The organism is Aetokthonos hydrillicola CCALA 1050 (assembly GCF_017591665.1).
Taxonomy (GTDB): Bacteria; Cyanobacteriota; Cyanobacteriia; order Cyanobacteriales; family Nostocaceae; genus Aetokthonos; species Aetokthonos hydrillicola.
Genome location: NZ_JAAKGC010000036.1, coordinates 1 through 20797 on the forward strand (window position 1 = coordinate 1; position 20797 = coordinate 20797).

The window sequence follows — 20797 nt, forward strand, 5'->3', positions numbered from 1 at the left end:
CGATCAGTACTACTGGGGAAAAGCTAAACTCTGGCACGATTCAAAATGTATTGTTTCTTGTGGTGGCGCACCATTGGAAACTGTCAAGCAATACATCCAAAATCAGTCCGGTGGTAGGTTGTAAAAGGGCGATCTCCGTCAACTGAATCAGCCAGGAGTCCCCTTTAGTAGAGTGTCACCCCCTGATTGTAAGCATTGACAAAACTTGTGTAGTCGTATTCCACTTGAGTTGCATAATCTAGAGCAAAGTTAACTATTTCATCTTTGAATGCACCTTTATTACCACTTGTAATATCAGTGACTTGTTTATCAACACTTACAGAAACAATAGTACTATCATAGTCTTGATCAGAAATGGCATGATTTTTAGCCACGACCTTCCCTGCATAACCCATGGCATCCATGAACTTTGACTTGGTAGTTAACAATTTATAGTCAAAGTCAACCTGGTAAGGAGATTTTTCATGTACCCAAAAAGGAATACTATTAACAGTAGTGTAACCAACTAAGGGGTCAGTATTAGAGAGCATTGCTTTGGTGGCAATAGTTACTCTTTTTCCTTCATGACCATCATAAACGGAACTTGGTAACAGAGATGGAGCGGCGATCGCCACTGCGCTACTACCTTCCTGCTTCATTTCCAAAATCCGATCATCATCGTTTGCTGTACTAGGTCCTTCAATGAGTACGTAATACCGATACTTACCAAGACTACCAGTACCAGAACCTAATTTGAGACGAATATCCTTCAAGGTATAGTAACTATTGCTGTATCGCTTACTGCTAGGAATTGAAGCAATGTAGCTGCTCATAGCAGCAGCAATAGCTGAGTAGGTAGTGCTCGATACACTTTGTAGTTCAGAAGTTGTCTGGAAAACCCGATGGCTACTGCTATCTAACTGCGTGTATTTATTGAGCAAATTAGAACGACTCTGACCGGCTGCCTTCTGAATTAAATCCTTCACCACCCCGCTTGTATTGCTCTGTTCCAAACGGTATGATAGTTCATCATTAGTTCCCTTAAAATCACTCATTTTGTTCAAGTAAGCATCCAAAAAATTCCGCACAATATCTTGAGCATCAGCGGAACTCAAACCATTCTCTTTAGCCGCTAAGAGAATAGAAACTGCCATACGCCGCAAATCCCAAACATAGGGACCAAGATAACCCTCGTCAAAATCAGTCGTGTCAAAGACGTTATTATCATTGCTATCTCTCATCCCCCCAAGATTCTGCATGTGCATATCTCCCTCTAACCAAATCGCTGAGGTAGAGGAATTAACAAATTGAGAACTTGGTAACGTTGACATATCGCGGTAAAAAATGTGATCCGTCCCTCGATAAAAGGCAAAAGGGCTAGCCGTCATTTTTTGCATTTTCGTTGCCAGTTCTTGAGGCAATTGAGAAGCATAAGGATGGTTGTACTGATAAATTTCATTCTGTACCCAACTTGAACGGGGAGTAGCAGCTTGAGACGTAGATGCAAAAGCTAAAGTTAAGAGCAAAACGCAGAAGTTCTTAGATAACTGTTTTAGCATGATGGTTTTTGGGCAGTAAAAAAAATAACTCTTGTTTAAGGACAATCATCCAACCACAATTCTTTTAACACCTCCAGCAGTAGTTTAGAAAGTGCTTGAAAATACAATTAATTACTATTTTCGAGAAAATACACTGTGTATCAAAGGCGATCAGGGGTTCACATAATCTCCAGAAGGTGAATAACGCTGAGCGCCTTGATCAATTTACTACCGTCATGAATAGTGAAAGATTATGGCAATACTGCTCGGTTAAGGCAAAAAGTTAAGTTTAATGTAGGTTGGGTTGAGGAACGAAACCCAACACTTATAAGGTTTTGTTGGGTAACACGAGCGTTCAACCCAACCTACAAAAATTCTTATCCGAGCAGTATTGAAGATTACGGTTATGCTTTCAAGCTTGCTTTTGATTGCACGTAATCTTGTAGTTCCACCTGAATTGGTTCTACCTTCCAAATGTCCTGACAATATTCTCGAATGGCACGGTCAGAGGAAAACTTGCCCATTCGTGCTACATTTAAAATTGACATGCGTGTCCAGTTTTCTTGGTCTCGGTAAGCTTGGCTCACCCGATCTTGAGCGTCAATATAGGACTGGTAATCTGCAAACAGCATGTATTGGTCTTGGTAAAGTAGAGAATCTACCAGAGGTTTAAACAAGTTGGTGTCGCCGTGGGAGAAGTGACCAGAGGCAATCAGGTCAATAACTTCTCGCAACTGAGGATTAGAATGATAGTGATCCCAAGGGTTATAACCTTTGGCTTTTAAGTCTGCTATTTCGGCAGATGTCAAACCAAACAGAAAGAAATTAGCTTCCCCTACTTGTTCACGAATCTCAATATTTGCACCATCCAGCGTGCCGATAGTCAGTGCGCCATTCATGGAGAACTTCATATTACCTGTCCCAGAAGCCTCTTTACCCGCAGTCGAGATTTGTTCTGACAGATCAGCCGCAGGATAAACCTTTTGACCTAAAGTTACGTTATAGTCTGGTAAAAAAACTACCTTCAGGCGATCGCGCACATCTGGATCTTTGTTGACCACTTCACCCACTGAATTGATCAGCTTAATAATCAACTTAGCCATATAGTAGCCTGGTGCAGCTTTCCCACCAAAGATAAATGTGCGTGGGGTAATATCAATATCAGGATTGCGCTTAATACGATTGTACAGAGTAATAATGTGCAGCACATTCAAATGTTGCCGCTTGTATTCGTGAATTCGCTTCACCTGAATATCAAACAGCGATTCTGGGTTCACCACAATACCAACTTGCTTGTGGATGTAACTTGCTAGCTTGCACTTGACACTATGCTGGATCTGCTGCCATTCTTCGCGGAACTCAGCATCCTCTACAAATGCTTCCAGTTTCCTGAGTTCTTCCAAGTTTTTGATCCAGCCCTCCCCAATCTTGCGGCTGATCTGATTTGCCATGTTGCGATCGCTCAATACCATCCATCGCCTGGGAGTTACCCCATTAGTCTTGTTACTAAATTTCTCTGGGAAGAATTCATAGAAATCGCGCAGAGTAGTTTCCTTCAATAGCTGCGTATGAAGTTCTGCCACCCCATTAATTGCATGACTACCTACACAAGCTAAATTCGCCATGCGCACGTAACGTTCGCCTGTCTCGTCAATTAGTGACATCCGTTTCACACGCTCTGTATCATTAGGATACTTCAGTCGCACTTCATCCAATAAACGGCGATTGATTTCGTAGATAATTTCCAGATGTCTCGGTAACAGGCTACCAAATATACTGACTGGCCATTTTTCCAGTGCTTCTGGAAGCAAAGTATGGTTTGTGTAAGCAAACGTATTTTGGGTAACGTGCCAAGCTTCATCCCAGTCCATCTGATGCTCGTCTACTAAAAGACGCATCAATTCAGCAACGGCGATCGCAGGATGAGTGTCGTTCAACTGTAAGGCAAACTTTTCGTGCAACTTACTTAAAGTATTGCCGATCTGCAATTGCACCCGGATGATGTCCTGTAAAGAACAAGAGACGAAAAAGAACTCCTGTTCTAGGCGTAGCTGTTTCCCTGCCATTGGCTCATCATTAGGGTAAAGAACTTTCGTGATGTTTTCAGAAACTACTTTAGAGTTAACAGCACGATAATAGTCACCAGTGTTGAATGCTTGAAAATCAAAGGATTCTGGAGCTTCAGCCTTCCAAAGCCTTAGAGTGGCAGATGTATTGGTTTTGTATCCAGGAATAGGTGTATTGTAGGGAATCCCTGTAACAATTGTATTGGGAATCCAGCGCACCTGGTACCGTCCACTATCGTCGGTGTAGACTTCTGTGTGTCCGCCAAACTTTACTTCAACAGTTGCTTGTGTATCTTGAATTTCCCAAGGGTTGCCATAGCGCAGCCATTTGTCAGTAATTTCAACCTGCCAACCGTCACAGATCTCTTGATCAAAGATCCCAAACTCATAGCGAATACCGTAGCCAATTGCTGGAATGTCTAGTGTTGCTAGAGAATCTAGAAAGCAAGCTGCTAGACGCCCCAAGCCACCATTACCCAAACCTGGTTCTTCTTCTTGCTCAATGATCTCATCTAGATTTAGACCGCCCTCTGTCACTGCTTGTCGTACCTGATGCTCAATCCCTAGATTGATTAGATTATTTCCCAAATGTGGACCCATGAGAAATTCGGCAGATAGATAGCCAACAATTTTAACGTTTGGCTTGTTGAGGACTTGGATTGTATTGAGCCAGCGTCGCAGCAGCCGATCTCGTACGGTATAAGCCAACGCCATATAGAAATCATTTTTGGTGGCAATCTCAGGAAATTTACCCTGCATGTAGAATAGATGATCGGCGATCGCGCGCTTTAAGGTTTCGACACTTAACCCTGTGCGATCATCTTCAACGCGGACATTTTCTTGTTGTACAGTTTCTACAGGTGGATTCATAAAGTCCTCAGTTTTCCTAGGTAGTAGGTGGAATAAAGACAGTCAACTTTTTCTACCAGTCAAAGTACACATCCGAGCAAGTTTATCAGCGGTCAATTTACTGCTATTGCACAGGCAAGTGAGTATAGAGAACTAGGAACCACAATTATTGTAAATTTTAACACGCTTAAATTGATAGCTTGGATTATACCAACCATAAATAGCCAGACACGTGCAGAGCGAGCGCAAGTCCTGCACGTGTCTATTTCACCCTGATCCTAAAAATATTGTTAGTTTCCTCGTTTTCTCGCAACGATAGTACGGTGACGCGGATCGCTAGCTACAGTCACCGGAGTCTCGAAACCAACTTTTTCTAAAGTTTCCTCAATATTAAACGTATAATACTCATCACTCCAAGGCTCAGTGCTTTTCATCAGAGTGAAGAGAAACGGAGGTAGGTTTTGGATAACGGTTGATTTAGGATTGTTATCGACTAGTGCGATCGCACCACCAGGACGTACCAATCTATAAGCTTCCCGAAAAATTGCTGTTGATGCTTCACTCGGTAGTTCGTGGGTAAGAAATTGCAGCGTCACTAAATCAAAGGAATTATCGGGAAGTTCCGTATTTTCAGCCCTTGCGTGGAGCCATTGGGATACTTCGTTATTTGTATCTAACGCTTTTGCAACAGCTAGCATGTAAGGTGATAAATCTAAACCAACAGTACGAATCGAGTAATTTTGTTTTTTCTGGTAGTAGCGGTGTAATTCGAGTGTCGAAATCCCCACCGAACACCCAATATCTAAAATATCTCGAACTTCCTTCGGTGCGTGGATTTCTAAGACATTGTGAAAGCTGCTTCTAAGTCTGTTATGTGCAGCTTCCCAAGTTAACTTTTCATTTTTCCACACCCGCAAAGCCATGGAATAGGTAGCGCTAGGTGCTTCTAAAGCAGCTTGCCAGCAAAGATTGCCTTCATCGTACGCATGAAATGGTACTTTGTAATAGTCGGGATAAGTAACTTGGGGATTGGTAAGAGCTTTTAGGTAGTCCTTTACACCAGACGCAGCAAGCCTATCGTAATTCTTGCGCCAAGGAATACCGTTTTTCTCAGCAGTTTTAATAATAACTTGCCGAGCCTGATGTTTCATCACCTTGTATATAGGTTCAGTTTGGATGAGCAAATTCACGAACTGAGAAAGCAGATTTTCACCAGCCCAATCAGGTTTTAGCTTGTTGTTCATTATCTAGTGTCAAGACGTTAAGATTTCACCTAGGATAATGACAGGTAAAGTGGTAATATTACGAAATTGTTTATCATTAGTAATAATGCTAGCGGATGGAAGTATTAGCTGTCCCATGAAGAGCGTTCTTCTCGTAGTTGCTTATCTATATCCTCAGCAGTTCGAGAAGGATGTCTCGTGCGGCTTTCTTCTATAATTTCCAATACAGAACGACGTTTTGGTTCAGCTTTTTGAGGCAAAACCACAAATACATCTACACTATCGCCTATCTCAGCTTCTGGGACTTGAATTTCTATTTTGTTCCCTGGTAAAATTTTTGTTGTAATGTGTAAAGCTGATTGCATAGTTTGTACTCTTATTTATCGCCTGATTGGTTATTGTTTATCCTTTTGTGAGTGTCCAAAGTCAAGAGCCGTTAGGGACAACCCAGAATAATGGTCATTAAAAAATTTAGCTAGGGACTCCGCTTGAGATTGACTAACTTTCCCTTCACCATTAACCACTTTCCTTACAAGCTCAACAGAGCCAAAAACCTCAACTAAAGAAGTTGGTTCCACATCAAACTCATGCATCAAAGATGACAAGGTAGCACCAAGTGTAGATTCACCCATCGGATAATGGCTTTCTTCATATTTCTCAATCAGAAGAACCAACAACTCAAAAAGTGCAGTTTCAGCCTCTGTCAACTCACCAGACATCATCCCCTCTACTATAGCTAAGGCTCTTTGATACTCCTGTTGTGTTTTAATTCGCTTAGGCTCATACTGAATCAATAAGTCAGTATAGGTTTGTTGACTAGAAGTAGGGGTCATCTTTCCACCTTTCTTTATCGTATTCTGTGTGTGTAAGAATGTATTTAATAAAAATTGTCTGGCTGGAATATCTAATATCTACAATCAAACGATAGTTATTACCTTTAAAGTTAAACACTGTAAAGTTCCCAACCGCTTCTGCCTTTGGATACCTTTTCTGAACTTCTACTAAATTAGACCAGTTTGCTTTACAGGCAAACTTGTACCAGTCATTGAGAGCATCTTCAGCATCAGCGTGTTTAACGCAAAATTCCCGCAATTTAACTTTGCTGATTACGTGCATTCATAAATTTAGAAGCTCTCACTAATTATAGTATAGACAGAAAGCTATAGTCAAAATATTGGCTAGTTAGACTGGCGATAGCTCCCTTGTAGTGCAAGGGAGCGCAGATCTCATTAAAACTCAGTGCCTAAAAGTTCGGTTTACATAAAACGCATATGTTGCACTTTAGGTCAACTACTTGTACTTGACCGGCGCTCTAGCAAGTTTTGCAGTTCTAGAAAAAAACAGAGCTTGAACACTGAGATCCTTGTGAGTGATACTGAAGTTACGCTGTTGTGCTGTGGAAATGAATGAAATAATCGCTTCACACGCCACAGCAACAGTTAACATCACCAAGGTTCGTGCTAACGGATAATTACAAACATGATCATTAACCTCAGAAGGAACGCGATAAACGTCATTCCAAATCACTTCTGCATAATCAGCCGATAGTCCAGCATGAAGACAAGGTATGCTTGATTGTTCAGCATAATCTTTCACTGCTTGACGTGCTACACTATTGTCAAAGACATCAATAATTAGCTGGCTGTTTTGGAGTAGTCGAGTTGTATTTGCTGATGTTAACTCAACTGTCTTAGCATCAACTTTAGTACCAATTGCTCGATATAAATTGTTAGCTAAAATCTTCGCCTTGAATGCTCCCACATCAGAACGGTAGTAGGGCTGAGTTGAAAGATTGCGCTCTTCAATGCGATCGCGATCTATCACTGTAAGTTTATCAAAGCCAGACCGAGCTAAGTTTTCAGTTATGTTAGCTCCTAATGCTCCAGCTCCACAAATTGTTACACTATAGTTTTTTAACTTTGCCATCACAGGATTAGTGCGGTGAAGCTGTTCGTGAAAAAAAATACTCATAATAATTCGTAATTGAAGAAGAAGTCAGAAGTCAGAATCCAGGAGGAGCCAGTGCGTTGCGGGGGTTCCCCCCGTTGTAGCACCTGGCGTTCAGAATCAACTTTAATTGGGTATTATTGTCCTCACTACTACTGTTGTTCCATAACACCCACTAAGGATTGCAAGTCAAAATCCCGATCTCTTCCACTTAGACAAATACCAGAACTGATCACAGTCAAATCAGTTTTAGCGATCGCGCTACTATGGCGAACACCATCAGCAGTTGTCCAATCGACTGTCCAATAATCACCGCGATCATAGAATTGAGTTAAGGTACCACCGCCCATTTGCAAAGCCTTTCTCAAGCGCTTTTCATCCTGTTGAGGTTGAGCAAATCCCTCAATGCGCTGGATTGCTAACTCATAAACTGTGCGGATTTCTGGAGTTATACCCTTAAAGTGTAATTCAGAAGGAGGAATGAGTTGCGTAACAGCAGATTGCAAAGTTTCAGAAATTGCCGGATCACTACGGCGATCTACTTCCTCAAACCAGCAAGAATGACCAATAAGGCGAGCAATAATTTGCTCAAAGGTGACACCCTCAGTTACTAGATGCACTGCGAGAGGCTTAACTACCTTCAACCGTTGACGCATATCTACTTCATTAACAGGATATGCTAACCAAGTTCGGGAGCGCAGTTGGTGTACTAACCGCAGTCGTATTTGGGAAAACTGTTGTAAGTATTCTACAATTTCGGGTAAATCTGCTTGTTCTACAACGGTTGCTGTTTTTTCATCAACAGGCTCAAAGATACCCCAGCCTTCAAATTTACTGGGCTTTGGCGTGAAAGTGTAGACCATCCCGGCTACTCGTGTGCGGACTCGTCCACCTTTGACACAAGGCGCAAGGAATTGGGTGGCATATAACTGTGCTTGTGCGATCGCAATTTGATCGATTAGCTTACGGATATCAGCCATATGTACCCTCTTAGATCTCTTGATTCCGGATGAAATAATTCTGCGTGCAAGTTAGTGGAGCATTGCGCGTTCTCAGTTACTAGAGGGACTCCGCTGGTGAGTTTTTACACACTCTTTCAAGGATGGCTACTTCTAAGCCTACCTCCCAGGTTCTTCGTACTCCCCTTTCACACACGCCCACTGTATTCGACAGTGTTACTTTTCCTCTCGTACTATAGTATGTAGGCTCCACAAGTTAGGGCACGCAAAATATTACTATACTATATGCTAAGCTTTTCCACATTTAAGTTGCATTTTGCTCTATTTTTCGGAAAAGCTTCAAACCCTATGCCCTATGCCCTATGCCCCTTGCCCTTTGTTGTCTAAATGCACAAACTAGATGTGGAACATCTTACTTATCATCTCGCACAGGTAACGGCATATCCAAAATCTCCATCAGCAAATCCAAACGAGAGGGGCGGGTTAACAGTGGAACGAGGTTTGGCAAGCTGTAGTAGTCACCCGCAAAAGTGAAGGTATCTACAGGTACTTGCTGTTGCTTGAGTTGAGTCTCCACCCAGTTGTAATGAGTACCAACGCGGACAATCACCACATTGGGCATGATCGCCAACTCTCGGCAGTAAGTCTTGTAGACTTCACTGAAGTAAGGAGCAGCATTTTCGCCCTCATCCGTGACCACAATTATCTGGTCAACTACCTGCTTTTTCTTCCGCATTGCTTCCAATGCACAACCGATGCTAGTACCACCACCTGCTTTAATGTGTTCGAAAGCACGTTCCCAATCGGTTAACTCCTTGCCTTTTGCCGTAATAGCGTAAGGAATGGTGTCGAAAGCGTAGACAAATAGTTCTGCCTTAGTAATACCAGAGATCAAAGCAGCGAGTTGCAAACCCGTCGCGATCGCATTTTCCATTGAACCAGACTTGTCCACCAGTAAGGCGGTTGGACGTGCAATCTCACCACGCTGTTTTACCTGTTCGTTTGTCACCTTGGACAATTGAGCAACGGTGTCTGCATCAAAATCTGCTGTGTCAGCGGCAATTTGTGCTTTGAATGCTGAGACACGCTTACTTTTAGACGCTTCTTCTAGCTTGGAATCAATTAGCTTCTTGACTTCTGGGTGATCCATTGCTCCTCTAGCCTGGAGAGACTTGAGGGTGTTGATCACTTCAGCAGGAGTCATACTGTTGATTAAAGCCACCAATACAACTGGTGTAAGTTGCTTGATAGCACCAATTGCGATCGTGTAAGGAATGTTAAACTCGACAATCAGCCGTGCTTGTTCTGCTGCATTTTCTGCTTTAGCAAGCTGCTTCAATACATTTGCTAAGGAACCCTCTGGAGGAGTATCGCGGAACAAAATCGCATTTGCTCGCTCATTTGGTTTGATGTGCAGCGAAGCATATAAGTGCTTCATTGCTTTACGACCTCGTAGCGCTGCGCGATCAAATACAGCGGGATTGGTCTCCCGTGTCTTCAAGTAACGTCGTACCGCAGTTCTCGCCGAACGAGGTAGTTTATTCTGCTGCTGTTTCATGAAGTCTACCACACGAGCCACCTCATAAGGAGGAAACTCCTGCAGCATCATAAATCCAGCATCTCGGTGTTCAACCAAATTGCTAGTTAACAGATGAGCAACAAAGACTTCCTTGTGGTCGCGGACATCACCATAACGCTGATACCAAACTGCTAGGTGTCCGTAGAAGATCGGATCAAGTTCAACAATCAACTGATGAATTTCCGCGACTTGTTCAAGCTTGCGGTGAGGAGTTGTCAGCAAACTGTTGAGCATTTCAAGACGCAGATCACGTTCTGCGGTTGTCATAAGAGCCTCCTTTAATCCAAGTGTTGCAGGAGGCAGATGTTGCACGCGAGGCGATTAAGTCACCGCGCAAGTTGCGAAAGCATTGTGTATAACTTGTGCAGAGCTATGTAAGCTTCCGTGATCAGGGCGCGGCAACAACTGCCAATTAAGAAATAAGACCACCTCGTGCAAGTCGAAAAAGCTGTTGATTCACACACGGGATTTGAACCCGCAGTTGCTTGATCTCAAGTCAAGTGCCTTTTCCATTTGGCTAGTATGTAAGCTTTTTCAGTTAGGGCACGAAGTGAAAATTTTATGTTTTAGAAAGTTGATTTAAAATAAATCTAATTTCCTTCTTGTTACACTGTTGTTTTCTAACAGCGTAAATCATTTTACCTCTAGACATTGCAGCAGAACGATGAATTATACCTTTGACAGCATCCGCCACATAATATGTTGGTGGGGGTGGAAAATCTTCAAAGGTAATTAAATACCAAATCTCGTTTAGCTTATGGTATTGATGATAATTATCAATGATGACGAGATCAGTTTGCTTCTGCTTTAACTTCTGCTTTCTAGGTATTTTCTCGGCAGCACAAAGAATTCCAGTTTCAGGATGGATATAGAACTGATCGCGATGGTTTACCTCTAGCTGAATTCGATAACCTCGATAAGGCTTGCGGTAAAAACGACCATCAATGATTTCTACATGCCGTTCGACATAGTCCCACACATGATCGATAACATGCTTTCCAGTCATTGTGTTGGTCTTTAATCGTTGACACAGTTCGCTGTAAATTTCATTCCACGGCTGCCCGACTTTTGAACGCAAAAACCGACGCAAGGGACCGAGATGATCTGAAAGATACTTCGATTTATTTCTAGCTTTAATCAAGTAGGGATTCAATAATCCATCCTGACTCGCTTCCTCAGTAAGTTTGTGTAATTGCTTTTTAAAACCCTTCAGCTTTTTGAGGCTAATTCTCATTCCATTGCGAGGACGTTCAATCACAATTTCGCTCAAACGATGTTCGCTCATATCTCACGTTGTTTAAATGCAGTTTTACTAATTGAGTTGTTATTAAACATGAGTTAGCTAACATCATTGAATTCACCTCTGTATTGAGTAAAGGTTATAAACATTGAGTAAAGGTTATAAACAAATACCCGGAAATTTAACCGTATACAGCTTCAGGGCGAATAATCAAATCCCCGCTAGGACGGCGATCAATTATGTAAGCAGAGAGGCGATCGCTATTCACATCTAGATGCTGAGCAACCCGCTCCTTTACTGCTACATCATTCATCCCTGCTGCAATTCCCAATTGTGTTTCTGGGACATCAACAGAACGTCCTTCGAATCGAATATGAATCATTGCAATCACCTCTTGTTTTAATTACGAACTGATATTAATGGAGCCGTCGGGAATCGAACCCGAATCCTGCAGCCGTCCGTTTGTTGGTTTCGGAGCAGTCGAACGCCAATCGCGACCCCAAAAGCCGCATCTATAGGATTCTTAAGGTTTTAAAAAGTTTTGGTTTTGCCTTTCGTTGTTAACTTTTCTTGGTACACTACAAATGTAATACACACTCCAAATAATGTCAAGGGGATACTACAAATTTTTTTGAACCCCTCCCCACACGCTTGCTGACGGGGATTGTAGTAAAAAGCTTACACCGAAAAAAAATATTTAGACTTTTCCGGAATCTAGTCCGTTAATGTTGTAGCTTATTCCATAACTAATTAACTTAAAAATCACTATACTTAACCCTGACCAAGCTGCTCTAAAAGCTTGGTCTTATATTATATGGAGTGGCGATCGTCCTTGGTGCCGTCCTTGGAGCGATCGCTAAACTATCAAAATAAAACGGAGAGATGTCATGGGAACGCCAATATCAGAGGTCGAAATAAATATATCCTTGGTTAGGAGTTTATTGGAGGAACAGTGCCCAGATTTAGCTCACCTGCCAATTAGTATGGTTGATGCGGGTTGGGATAATGCTATATTTCGATTAGGCGATCGCCTCTGTATAAGACTACCCCGTCGCCAAGTCGGAGCAGTACTCATCGAACACGAGCAAACTTGGCTCCCACGAATAGCCTCGCATTTAACGCTTGCTGTTCCGACACCTTGTAGAATTGGAAAACCCGGACAGCGTTATCCTTGGAAATGGAGTATATTGCCCTGGTTGGCTGGTGTAAGTGCCGATCAGCAAGAACCTGATGAGGAACAAGCAAAATCATTTGCTTTATTTTTACGCTCCCTCCACATACCCGCACCACCCGATGCACCAAAAAATCCGGTACGGGGTGTACCTCTATATCAGCGAGCAACTACTATCGAAGAACGGATGCAGCGTTTGGAAGTAAAAACAAACCTGATCACAAGAGAAATCAAAAATATTTGGAACCAGGCTTTACAAACGCCAATTGATGTTTTTCCAACATGGCTGCATGGCGATCTTCACCCACGGAATATTTTAGTTGAGAATGGATCGATCACAGGGATCATCGATTGGGGAGACATAACATCTGGTGATATTGCTACCGATCTTGCTTCGATATGGATGCTTTTTCCCTCCCGAACTGCGCGTGAGCAAGTTATAGCTGAATATGGAAATATTTCTCAAGCGACGTTGCAAAGAGCCTTGGGATGGGCAATAGTTTTTGGTGTGTTGTTACTAGACACGGGGTTAGTTGATAACCCAAGACACGCGCTTATGGGTAAGAAAATATTTCCTCGCCTTGCTCTACATGGATAGTAGGTTTTATTAGGGTACTTAGGGGCGATCGCTCCATTAAAGGAGGAGTTTTCTGCTTTTTCCCATAAAGTGCATAAGTTGATATGTGCTGACACCTATTAAGAAAACGAAAGGACAGTTCTCCAGGCTTTCCGTTTAGGAAAGTTAACATCACAGGGTCATTTTATTTTGAAGGGTACAGACAGACTGCCAGTATTTATTTCAGGACTTATCTGAGTTGCTCTACTTAGGAGAGAAAAATCATAATGAGTCGTAATTTATACGCATTATTAGTTGGTATAGACAATTATCCTACCCCAGTTAACCGTCTACAAGGCTGCGTTAATGACATTTCAACAGTAGAGGAATATCTTAACGAACGGTTTGATAAGAGGGAATACCAGTTGCATTTACAAACCCTTAAAGATGAAAAAGCAACCCGTCAGGCAATTATTGATGGCTTCCGCAAGCATCTTAATCAAGCGGGACAAGATGATATAGTTTTATTTTATTATAGTGGCCATGGTTCGCAAGAATTAACACCCAAAGAATTTTGGGAACTAGAACCAGACCACCTTGATGAAACTTTAGTGTGTTATGACAGTCGCAACGAGAATGGCTGGGATTTAGCAGATAAAGAATTGGCACTACTGATTGCTGAAGTGGCAGAAAATAACCCGCATATAACAATCATTATGGACTGCTGCCACTCTGGATCTGGGACAAAAGATCCAATGCAAGAAACACAAGTACGTCGCTTTCCTGCGGATAAAAGAGAACGCCCATTAGAAAGTTTTATTTTTACGAAAGACGATTTAACGCGCCTATTAGATCCTCAGCGTTCTAAGCCAGAAGATAACCCCACAGGCTGGAAAATGCCGAAAGGTCGTCATGTTCTTTTAGCAGCTTGTCGAGATTATGAAACAGCTAAAGAGTATTACGGTGGTGATCAACACCGAGGTGGTTTCTCTTATTTTTTAATGGATACGCTTTCTAAAGCTAACGGAAAGCTAACTTATCGTGATTTGTTTGGGCGAACAAACGCCATTATCCGCAGTAAAATTAGAGAGCAGTCTCCTCAGTTGGAGATGTCTAATACAGACGATGAAAATAAGTTTTTCTTAGATGGCGCGATCGCCCCACTTCAACCCTACTTTATTGTTAAGAACGACAAAACCTATGGGTGGGTGATTGAAGGCGGATCTGTTCACGGAGTTCAGCAACCAAAAGGCAGCGAAACAACTTTACTTGCACTGTTTCCCTTTGACGCCAATCTTGACGACTTACACGATCCTTCAAAATCACTAGCTACGGCAAAAGTCACTCAGGTATTGCCCACCAAGAGTAAAATAGATATCGAAGGTATACAAAACCCACCTACAGATAGCACATTTAAAGCGGTTGTTACCAGTTTACCCCTACCGCCTTTAGGAGTCTACTTAGAAGGAGACTAGATTGCTAACTCAAGACAAACTAGATGCACCTCGTCCACCCATATCACGGGATGTAGATTCTCAAAATCAAAGCAGTCTTGGGCGTTTGATGAATCGAACCCAAAATCGCGAAATCGAACCCAAAAGTACGGCGAAATATGACGACTGGTACGCTGAAGAAATCACAATCACTACAGTTCGACCCTTAGATTCTACCCCTATTTCTCAGGAACACGAACAACTATAGCGGTTCTCACTTGAGTGAAATACAGTGTGGGAAGATGGAGTATATCAATAACCGTGTGTATTAATATGAAACCTTACTCCACCGATCTACGCCAAAAACTCATTGATGCCTACAATAATGGAGAAGGCTCTCAACGCCAATTAGCGAAACGAGAAGCGTGTGAGTTTAACTTTTGTTCAGAGCCTACTGAGGCGCAGAGCGTTTATGTGGGACAATTGAAGCAAAGCCACACTCTGGAGGGCAATCACCCAAATTAAACAGCGAACAAATGGCTTTGGTTGTACTCTTGGTGGAGGAAGATAACGATGCTATTCTGGTTGAGTTGTGCGTTAGCGAAGCTCACCGAAGGTATCGCCTACAAGAAAAGGCTGGAGTAAAAATAAGTCGAGCCACAATGGGGAGAATCACCCAAAAGCTGAATTTAACACGCAAAAAAAAACAATACATGCCAGTGAGCGATACACTGAGCGAGTACAAAAACTTAGAGTAGAGTATTGGACAACTATTGGAACCGTAAACCTAGCTGCAAATCGTATTTATCGATGAAGCAGGAGTTAATATTGCTATGACTCGACACTTTGCTCGTGCGAGCAAAGGCAGTCGTGCTTACGGTGATCGGCCTGATGGACGTGGAAAAAATGTTACAATGATTGGGGCTATGTCCATAGAAGGGATGATAGCATCTATGACATTTCAAGGTGGCACAGATACAAATGCATTTTATACTTATGTCACAAAGCGTCTTAGTGCCTCAACTTTGGACTGGTGCTTGCGTTGTTATGGATAATTTCAGTTCCCACAAAGTGGCAGGTATCCGAGAAGCAATTGAAGCTGTCGGGGCAAGATTGGTTTATTTGTCTCCCTACTCTCCTGATTTTTCGCCAATTGAAAACTGTTGGTCTAAGGTAAAAGAGTGTTTACGTAGGCGCAGCCCGCCGCAGGCATCGCTTGCCGCCAGAACCTATGAAGAATTAGATCGAGCCATTACAGATGCCCTAACAACAGTCACGAATCAAGACATTATTGGATGGTTTACCCACTGTTGCTACTATATTGCACCCAACTGAGAACCGCTATATTCCAGCAGCATTGGAGCAACAAGCACAGGGTGTAGGGTGTAGGGGATAGGGTGTAGGGAAAACATAAAGCCACCCACAATATGAGTGAGGTTTCAACCGAAGTGTAATACAAGGATTTTTTCGCCCACTTTCAAAGCGAGGCTTTAAACCTCACGCTCGCGGGCTAATTCTTGCCCTACACCCTACCCCCGCCCGGAAGGGGCTTTGTACGGTTTTGTTTGTAGTAGCGCTGTCTCCCAGCTCAGCGCTACTTAGGATGAGTGCTTTTCTCCCGATAGGAATTCATGCACATAGGAGGGTATTAATGCGTAAATCTAGTTTTAACCGTAATTACGCTATCATCATTGGTATTAATAAGTATCAAAATGGCATAAGAGAGTTAGAAACAGCAGTTCCAGATGCTCTCAAACTTGCTGAAATCATCCAACAGCAACATCGGGGTCTAAAACCGGAATATCAAGCACAAAATAAGTATCAAGTCCAGTTGATACTAAATCAACGCGCAACCCTCAACAATTTTCAGAGGCTAATTCAAGACTTCAAAAAAGCACAAATACTTTTTGACAAAAAAAACGTGACAGTTACTGAAGATGATCGCATCTTCTTTTACTTTGCTGGACATGGAATTGCCAAAGATGCTTTGGATAGTCAAGACGGGCCAGTAGGTTATCTCATTCCTCAAGATGCTAAATTAGATGATGACAGTACCTATTTGCCGATGCAGGACTTACATGATGCTCTAAACGCACTTCCTTGTCGGCATATGTTAGTAATTTTAGATTGTTGCTTTGCGGGAGCATTCCGTTGGACAAGTGTTCAGCGAGACATTGAACCGAAACTTAAAGTATATAAGGAACGCTACGACAGGTTCATTAGCGATCGCGCTTGGCAAGTTATTACTTCAGCTGCTGACGATCAGAAAGCTTTAGATTCTTTGGGATACCGAGGAAAAGTAATAGACCAAAACGAAATTCACTCTCCCTTTGCAACAGCTCTTTTTGACGCCTTACGTGGAGGAAGATCTCAAAAAAGTGCTGATTTAAATCAAGATACTATCATCACGGCAACTGAACTTTACTTATATCTACGGGATAAGGTTGAAGTCCTCACAGAAAATCTCTTTAAGCCACAAACCCCTGGTCTGTATCCGTTAAAAAAACATGAAAAAGGCGAATTCATCTTTTTGTTACCTGGCTTTGACCGCGATAGATTGGGAGATGCACCACCGCTAAACTTAGAAAATAATCCCTACCGAGGATTGCAGTCATACGACGAGAAAGACAGTCATTTATTCTTTGGTAGACAAGATCTGATCGAAAAGCTGTGCAATAAAGCAATTGATAATAACCGACGGGCATTAACATTAATTGTGGGTGCTTCTGGAACAGGGAAATCTAGCCTAATGAAAGCTGGGTTATTGCCTTGTTTGCGTAATTCTCAAGAGCATCAATTTAAGATTTTAGACCCAATGCGACCAGGGGAAAGTCCTTTAAAGGCTTTGGCACAAGTGGGTTTATCAATAGCAGTTTCAGAACTGGCAAAAGATGAACTAGCTTTGGCAAAAAGCATTCGAGCGTGGAGTAAAATTTATCCCAAAACAAAATTATTATTGCCAATTGACCAGTTTGAAGAGTTGATAACTCTTTGTAAGAGTGAGAAAGAACGAGAACAGTTTTTGAAGGTGATCAAAAATGCTATCGCCCAATATCCGCAAAAAATTCATGTAGTTATTACGCTGCGCCTCGATTTTGAAGCCCAATTTCAAAACTCTGTCCTTAAGGAATTCTGGAATGAGGATACACGATTTGTTGTGCCACCGATGACTCAGGATGAATTCCGGGAAGTTATTGAGAAACCAGCATCGGAAAAAGTAGTTTACTTTGATCCACCGACCTTGGTAGACGAGTTAATCAACGAAGTTGTACAAATGCCAGGTGCTTTACCCTTGCTTTCTTTTACTCTTAGCGAATTGTACCTGAAGTATTTAGGTGATCGCACTAGAAATAACCGCGCTTTAACAAAGAAAGATTATGAAGAGTTGGGAAGAGTTGTAGGTTCTCTGACGCAACGTGCTAACCAGGAATATGATCAATTAGTTGCGCTAAACCCTGCCTACAAAGACACAGTACGTCGAGTCATGCTGCGAATGATTTCATTGCAAGGCGGAGAGTCAACAAAGCGACAAGTGCCTAAGTCTGAACTAGAGTATCCAGACAAAGAAGAAAACGAACGTGTACAAATGGTTATCAGACGCTTTTCTGATGCCCGCTTAATCGTTGAAGGTTCCAATCCCCAAGGTCAACCTTATGTTGAGCCAGCGCATGATGCTTTGGTGCAGGGATGGAATAAGTTATTGATGTGGAAGAAACAAGAGGAAGAAAATATAATTTTACAGCGACGGCTAACACCTGCGGCTGAAGAGTGGAACAGCGTTAAAAATCAGAAACAATTATCCAATTATCAAGCTAATATTCAAGTTGTTATTGATTGTTTGGATCGTAAACTCTACAAAGCTGAGAAATTATTTGATAAAGTCAATGATCGGGTTTTTAAACAATGGTTGCGAAAAAAGAATCAGCAAAACGTTTCTAGAGGGAAACCTGTAGAGTTTCTTTGGAGTACTAATCCTTATCTTGATATCTTGAATAAGAAACTTCACTCGGACGAAAATTGGTTTAACTATATAGAAACTGAGTTTGTAGAGCAAAGTGTTTTACAAAAGCGTCGGAACATTAGCTGGCGGTGGCGCATTGCGATCGCAGTCATACTGGGATTGAGCGGATTAACACTTTGGGCATTAATAAATCTTAGACAAGCAAAGATAAATCAAATGCTTACCCATAGCGAATCCGCAGATGCTGACTTACGTTCAAATCAATTGACTTTAGATCCCTTAATCAATAGTGTATCGGCAGGAGAATCCCTTAAGACTCAATTGTTATTAAAAGTACCTCCACCAAAAGAAGAAGAACAAACTAAAGTCATCAGAACGTTGCGAAAGGCAGTTTATACAGTCAAAGAATCCAACAAAATAGGAGGGTTTCCTAGTGGAGTTAGAAATATTTTTTGGCAGAAAAATGGTAATGATGTCAAACTATTAGTAGTTAGTACTGACAATAATGGTACTATCCAAATGTTCAACAAACAAGCTAAGGAATTAGCTAAGTTACCAGGAAATCAATACTTAGTCGAACAGATCATTTTTAGTCCTGATGGTAGTAAACTTGCTATCGGGACAAATAAAGGTAGTATTTTGCTTTGGGATTGGCAAACTCAAAAGGAGGCAAAATTATTACAAAAAAAGCAATGTGAAGACTCCTGTGCGATTACAAGTCTCAGTTTTAATCCGGATGGTAGTCAACTTGTTAGCGTTGCACAAGACGGTATTGCTCGTTGGTGGAGTTTATCGAACAACGGATACAAACAATTCCAAATACCTCAAAACAAAATTGTCACTGCTGGTTTCCAATCCAATAATCAGCTATTGTTAGTCACTAAAACTCTAGATAGTAAAACCGTCGGGGTGTTTAATACCTCTTTTCCACAATTACGTAAAACCATCAAGTCTGCTGTTGAGGTTGATAAAGTCATACTGAGTGCTACTGGCAAGGAAATAGCAATTATATATGGAGGAGGTAGAAGCGCACTAGGTGCCGAAAGTTATTTGTGGAAATGGCAAGAAAACAAAAACAACTTGCAACGGTTACTTGGTCGGAATATTGATGTTAATTTCAGCCGAGATGGTAAACAGCTTGCTGCTGCCGGATTCAACGATGGTACCATACACTTGTTCGACTCAAATGGCAACAAGATTAGCGAACTCAAAGGACATAAAGGTCAAATCGCAAGTTTCAATTTTCGCTCAGATGGTGAACTTCTAGCTACTGCTAGTGCTGATGGTACTCTCCGTCTTTGGACTTTGCAACAACAACAGCCAACTCACTTGCAAAAACTTCCAGAAAAAGTAAATACTCTTACATTTAATCACGACGGTACAGTGATAGCAACTCAAGCAGTAGATGGATCTGTCCATTTGTTAAATGGATCTGGCAATCTAGTTGAGCAATTTAACTTGAATTTCCCTGTCTTCAAGAGTTTACGGTTTAGTCCCAACAACAAACAATTAGCAACTCTAAGCAAAAATGGAACAGTCGGTATAATAGATTTAGCAAGTCAAAAGTACAGAGAATTGGTTGAAAAATATGACCCTACAAGTGATCTGCGTTTTAAACCTAACATTAAACCTAATAGGCAGCAACTGCTAGCGGTTACTGGAAATGACAAAAAAGTCTATTTTTTGGATGTATCTTCAGGTAGGCAAAATCGCGCTCCATTTCCTTATGCAAAAACTATTATTATTAATAATATCATTTGGACATCAAAAGACGAAACTCTGTTAGTTGGTTTAGATCAACCGAGTAAAGCCTACAAAAGTATCGTACAGTTAGATCTGAAATCGGGAAGGCAATTACAAACTATCCCTGATCTTGGAAGTGAAACAGAATTTAATAGTATCAGCGCTAATAATGATGGTAGCTTAGCCGCTTTTGTTCAACAAGGCAATACTGTTAGCTTGTGGTATATGGAGGGACTCAAGATGGGAGAAATTAAAGTCTATAACAGCAAAATCAAAAGCGTTGTTTTAAGTCCTGACAGTAGTACCTTGGCTACCATTAGCGAGGATGGGAGTGCTAATTTGTGGGAAATTGGTAAATTAGATGCTTTACTTGCTAAGGGTTGCGATCGCCTACAGGAATATTTGCAGATTCAATCCAATGTGAATCAGAGGGATCGGCATTTTTGTGACAGCCATCAAAACACTACAAGAACTACCCCGTAGGTGATATCTCACGATACTCAGAGTGTTGCTTATGCAGATCCTGTTCAGTTTAATCTTTGTAAAATTATTT

General features: G+C 41.7%; 20 protein-coding genes, 1 tRNA gene and 1 other annotated feature. Of the genes, 9 read left to right on the forward strand and 12 right to left on the reverse strand.

From position 1 onward, the window contains the following. On the forward strand, positions 1 to 124 hold a 124-nt coding region (locus G4P69_RS18765), incomplete at its 5' end, for a transposase (RefSeq protein ID WP_208342993.1). A gap of 40 nt (positions 125 to 164) precedes the next feature. Here the strand turns inward: G4P69_RS18765 and G4P69_RS18770 are convergent. From G4P69_RS18770 to G4P69_RS18825, 12 genes are all read right to left on the reverse strand, one after another. After that, positions 165 to 1538: a DUF2252 domain-containing protein gene (locus G4P69_RS18770; RefSeq protein WP_208342949.1), complete on the reverse strand. Its 1374-nt coding sequence runs from the start codon at positions 1536 to 1538 to the stop codon at positions 165 to 167. Positions 1539 to 1921: 383 nt separating this feature from the next. Continuing rightward, positions 1922 to 4453: a glycogen/starch/alpha-glucan phosphorylase gene (locus tag G4P69_RS18775; RefSeq protein ID WP_208342951.1), complete on the reverse strand. Its 2532-nt coding sequence runs from the start codon at positions 4451 to 4453 to the stop codon at positions 1922 to 1924. 269 nt (positions 4454 to 4722) lie between these two features. Next, positions 4723 to 5676 (reverse strand): class I SAM-dependent methyltransferase, encoded by a 954-nt coding sequence (locus tag G4P69_RS18780; RefSeq protein ID WP_208342953.1) that lies wholly within the window; start codon positions 5674 to 5676, stop codon positions 4723 to 4725. Positions 5677 to 5780: 104 nt separating this feature from the next. After that, on the reverse strand, positions 5781 to 6020 hold the full coding sequence (locus G4P69_RS18785) for a helix-turn-helix domain-containing protein (protein ID WP_208342955.1): 240 nt from the start codon (positions 6018 to 6020) through the stop codon (positions 5781 to 5783). Between the two features lie 30 nt (positions 6021 to 6050). After that, positions 6051 to 6488 carry a helix-turn-helix domain-containing protein gene (locus tag G4P69_RS18790; RefSeq protein WP_208342957.1) on the reverse strand — a complete coding sequence of 146 codons (438 nt, stop codon included), beginning with the start codon at positions 6486 to 6488 and terminating at the stop codon, positions 6051 to 6053. Beyond that, positions 6472 to 6771 (reverse strand): type II toxin-antitoxin system HigB family toxin, encoded by a 300-nt coding sequence (locus G4P69_RS18795; RefSeq protein ID WP_208342958.1) that lies wholly within the window; start codon positions 6769 to 6771, stop codon positions 6472 to 6474. Before G4P69_RS18795 ends, G4P69_RS18790 begins: the two co-directional genes overlap by 17 nt. Positions 6772 to 6945: 174 nt before the next feature. Then, complete coding sequence (locus G4P69_RS18800) at positions 6946 to 7626, reverse strand: HesA/MoeB/ThiF family protein (RefSeq protein ID WP_208342960.1); 681 nt, start codon at positions 7624 to 7626, stop codon at positions 6946 to 6948. A 128-nt stretch (positions 7627 to 7754) separates the two neighbouring features. Beyond that, the gene (locus G4P69_RS18805) at positions 7755 to 8582 is read right to left on the reverse strand and encodes a hypothetical protein (protein WP_208342962.1); all 828 of its coding nucleotides are present in this window, start codon (positions 8580 to 8582) and stop codon (positions 7755 to 7757) included. Positions 8583 to 8675: 93 nt separating this feature from the next. After that, positions 8676 to 8731: a sequence feature (23S ribosomal RNA rRNA prediction is too short), on the reverse strand. 242 nt (positions 8732 to 8973) lie between these two features. Beyond that, complete coding sequence (locus G4P69_RS18810; RefSeq protein ID WP_208342965.1) at positions 8974 to 10407, reverse strand: VWA domain-containing protein; 1434 nt, start codon at positions 10405 to 10407, stop codon at positions 8974 to 8976. A gap of 190 nt (positions 10408 to 10597) precedes the next feature. Further along, positions 10598 to 10667, reverse strand: a tRNA-Ser gene (locus tag G4P69_RS18815). Positions 10668 to 10699: 32 nt separating this feature from the next. Continuing rightward, on the reverse strand, positions 10700 to 11425 hold the full coding sequence (locus G4P69_RS18820) for a hypothetical protein (RefSeq protein ID WP_208342967.1): 726 nt from the start codon (positions 11423 to 11425) through the stop codon (positions 10700 to 10702). Between the two features lie 136 nt (positions 11426 to 11561). Continuing rightward, complete coding sequence (locus tag G4P69_RS18825) at positions 11562 to 11762, reverse strand: hypothetical protein (protein ID WP_208342969.1); 201 nt, start codon at positions 11760 to 11762, stop codon at positions 11562 to 11564. Between the two features lie 505 nt (positions 11763 to 12267). On the opposite strand from G4P69_RS18825, the gene G4P69_RS18830 reads away from it, so the two are divergent. From G4P69_RS18830 to G4P69_RS18860, 8 genes are all read left to right on the forward strand, one after another. After that, the gene (locus G4P69_RS18830; RefSeq protein WP_208342972.1) at positions 12268 to 13149 is read left to right on the forward strand and encodes an aminoglycoside phosphotransferase family protein; all 882 of its coding nucleotides are present in this window, start codon (positions 12268 to 12270) and stop codon (positions 13147 to 13149) included. Positions 13150 to 13394: 245 nt separating this feature from the next. After that, a complete protein-coding gene (locus tag G4P69_RS18835) occupies positions 13395 to 14582 on the forward strand; it encodes a caspase family protein (RefSeq protein WP_243902474.1) in 1188 nt (395 codons plus the stop codon). A 1-nt stretch (position 14583) separates the two neighbouring features. After that, positions 14584 to 14808, forward strand: coding sequence for a hypothetical protein (locus G4P69_RS39310; protein WP_243902475.1), 225 nt, complete (start codon positions 14584 to 14586; stop codon positions 14806 to 14808). Between the two features lie 65 nt (positions 14809 to 14873). Next, positions 14874 to 15065, forward strand: coding sequence for a hypothetical protein (locus tag G4P69_RS18840; protein ID WP_208342974.1), 192 nt, complete (start codon positions 14874 to 14876; stop codon positions 15063 to 15065). An 11-nt stretch (positions 15066 to 15076) separates the two neighbouring features. Next, positions 15077 to 15298, forward strand: coding sequence for a hypothetical protein (locus G4P69_RS18845; protein WP_208342975.1), 222 nt, complete (start codon positions 15077 to 15079; stop codon positions 15296 to 15298). Between the two features lie 48 nt (positions 15299 to 15346). Next, positions 15347 to 15595 carry a transposase gene (locus G4P69_RS39975; RefSeq protein ID WP_310834390.1) on the forward strand — a complete coding sequence of 83 codons (249 nt, stop codon included), beginning with the start codon at positions 15347 to 15349 and terminating at the stop codon, positions 15593 to 15595. Further along, positions 15555 to 15875: a transposase gene (locus G4P69_RS39315; protein WP_208350841.1), complete on the forward strand. Its 321-nt coding sequence runs from the start codon at positions 15555 to 15557 to the stop codon at positions 15873 to 15875. Before G4P69_RS39975 ends, G4P69_RS39315 begins: the two co-directional genes overlap by 41 nt. A 316-nt stretch (positions 15876 to 16191) precedes the next feature. After that, on the forward strand, positions 16192 to 20727 hold the full coding sequence (locus tag G4P69_RS18860; RefSeq protein ID WP_208342981.1) for an nSTAND1 domain-containing NTPase: 4536 nt from the start codon (positions 16192 to 16194) through the stop codon (positions 20725 to 20727). Positions 20728 to 20797 lie beyond the last annotated feature (70 nt).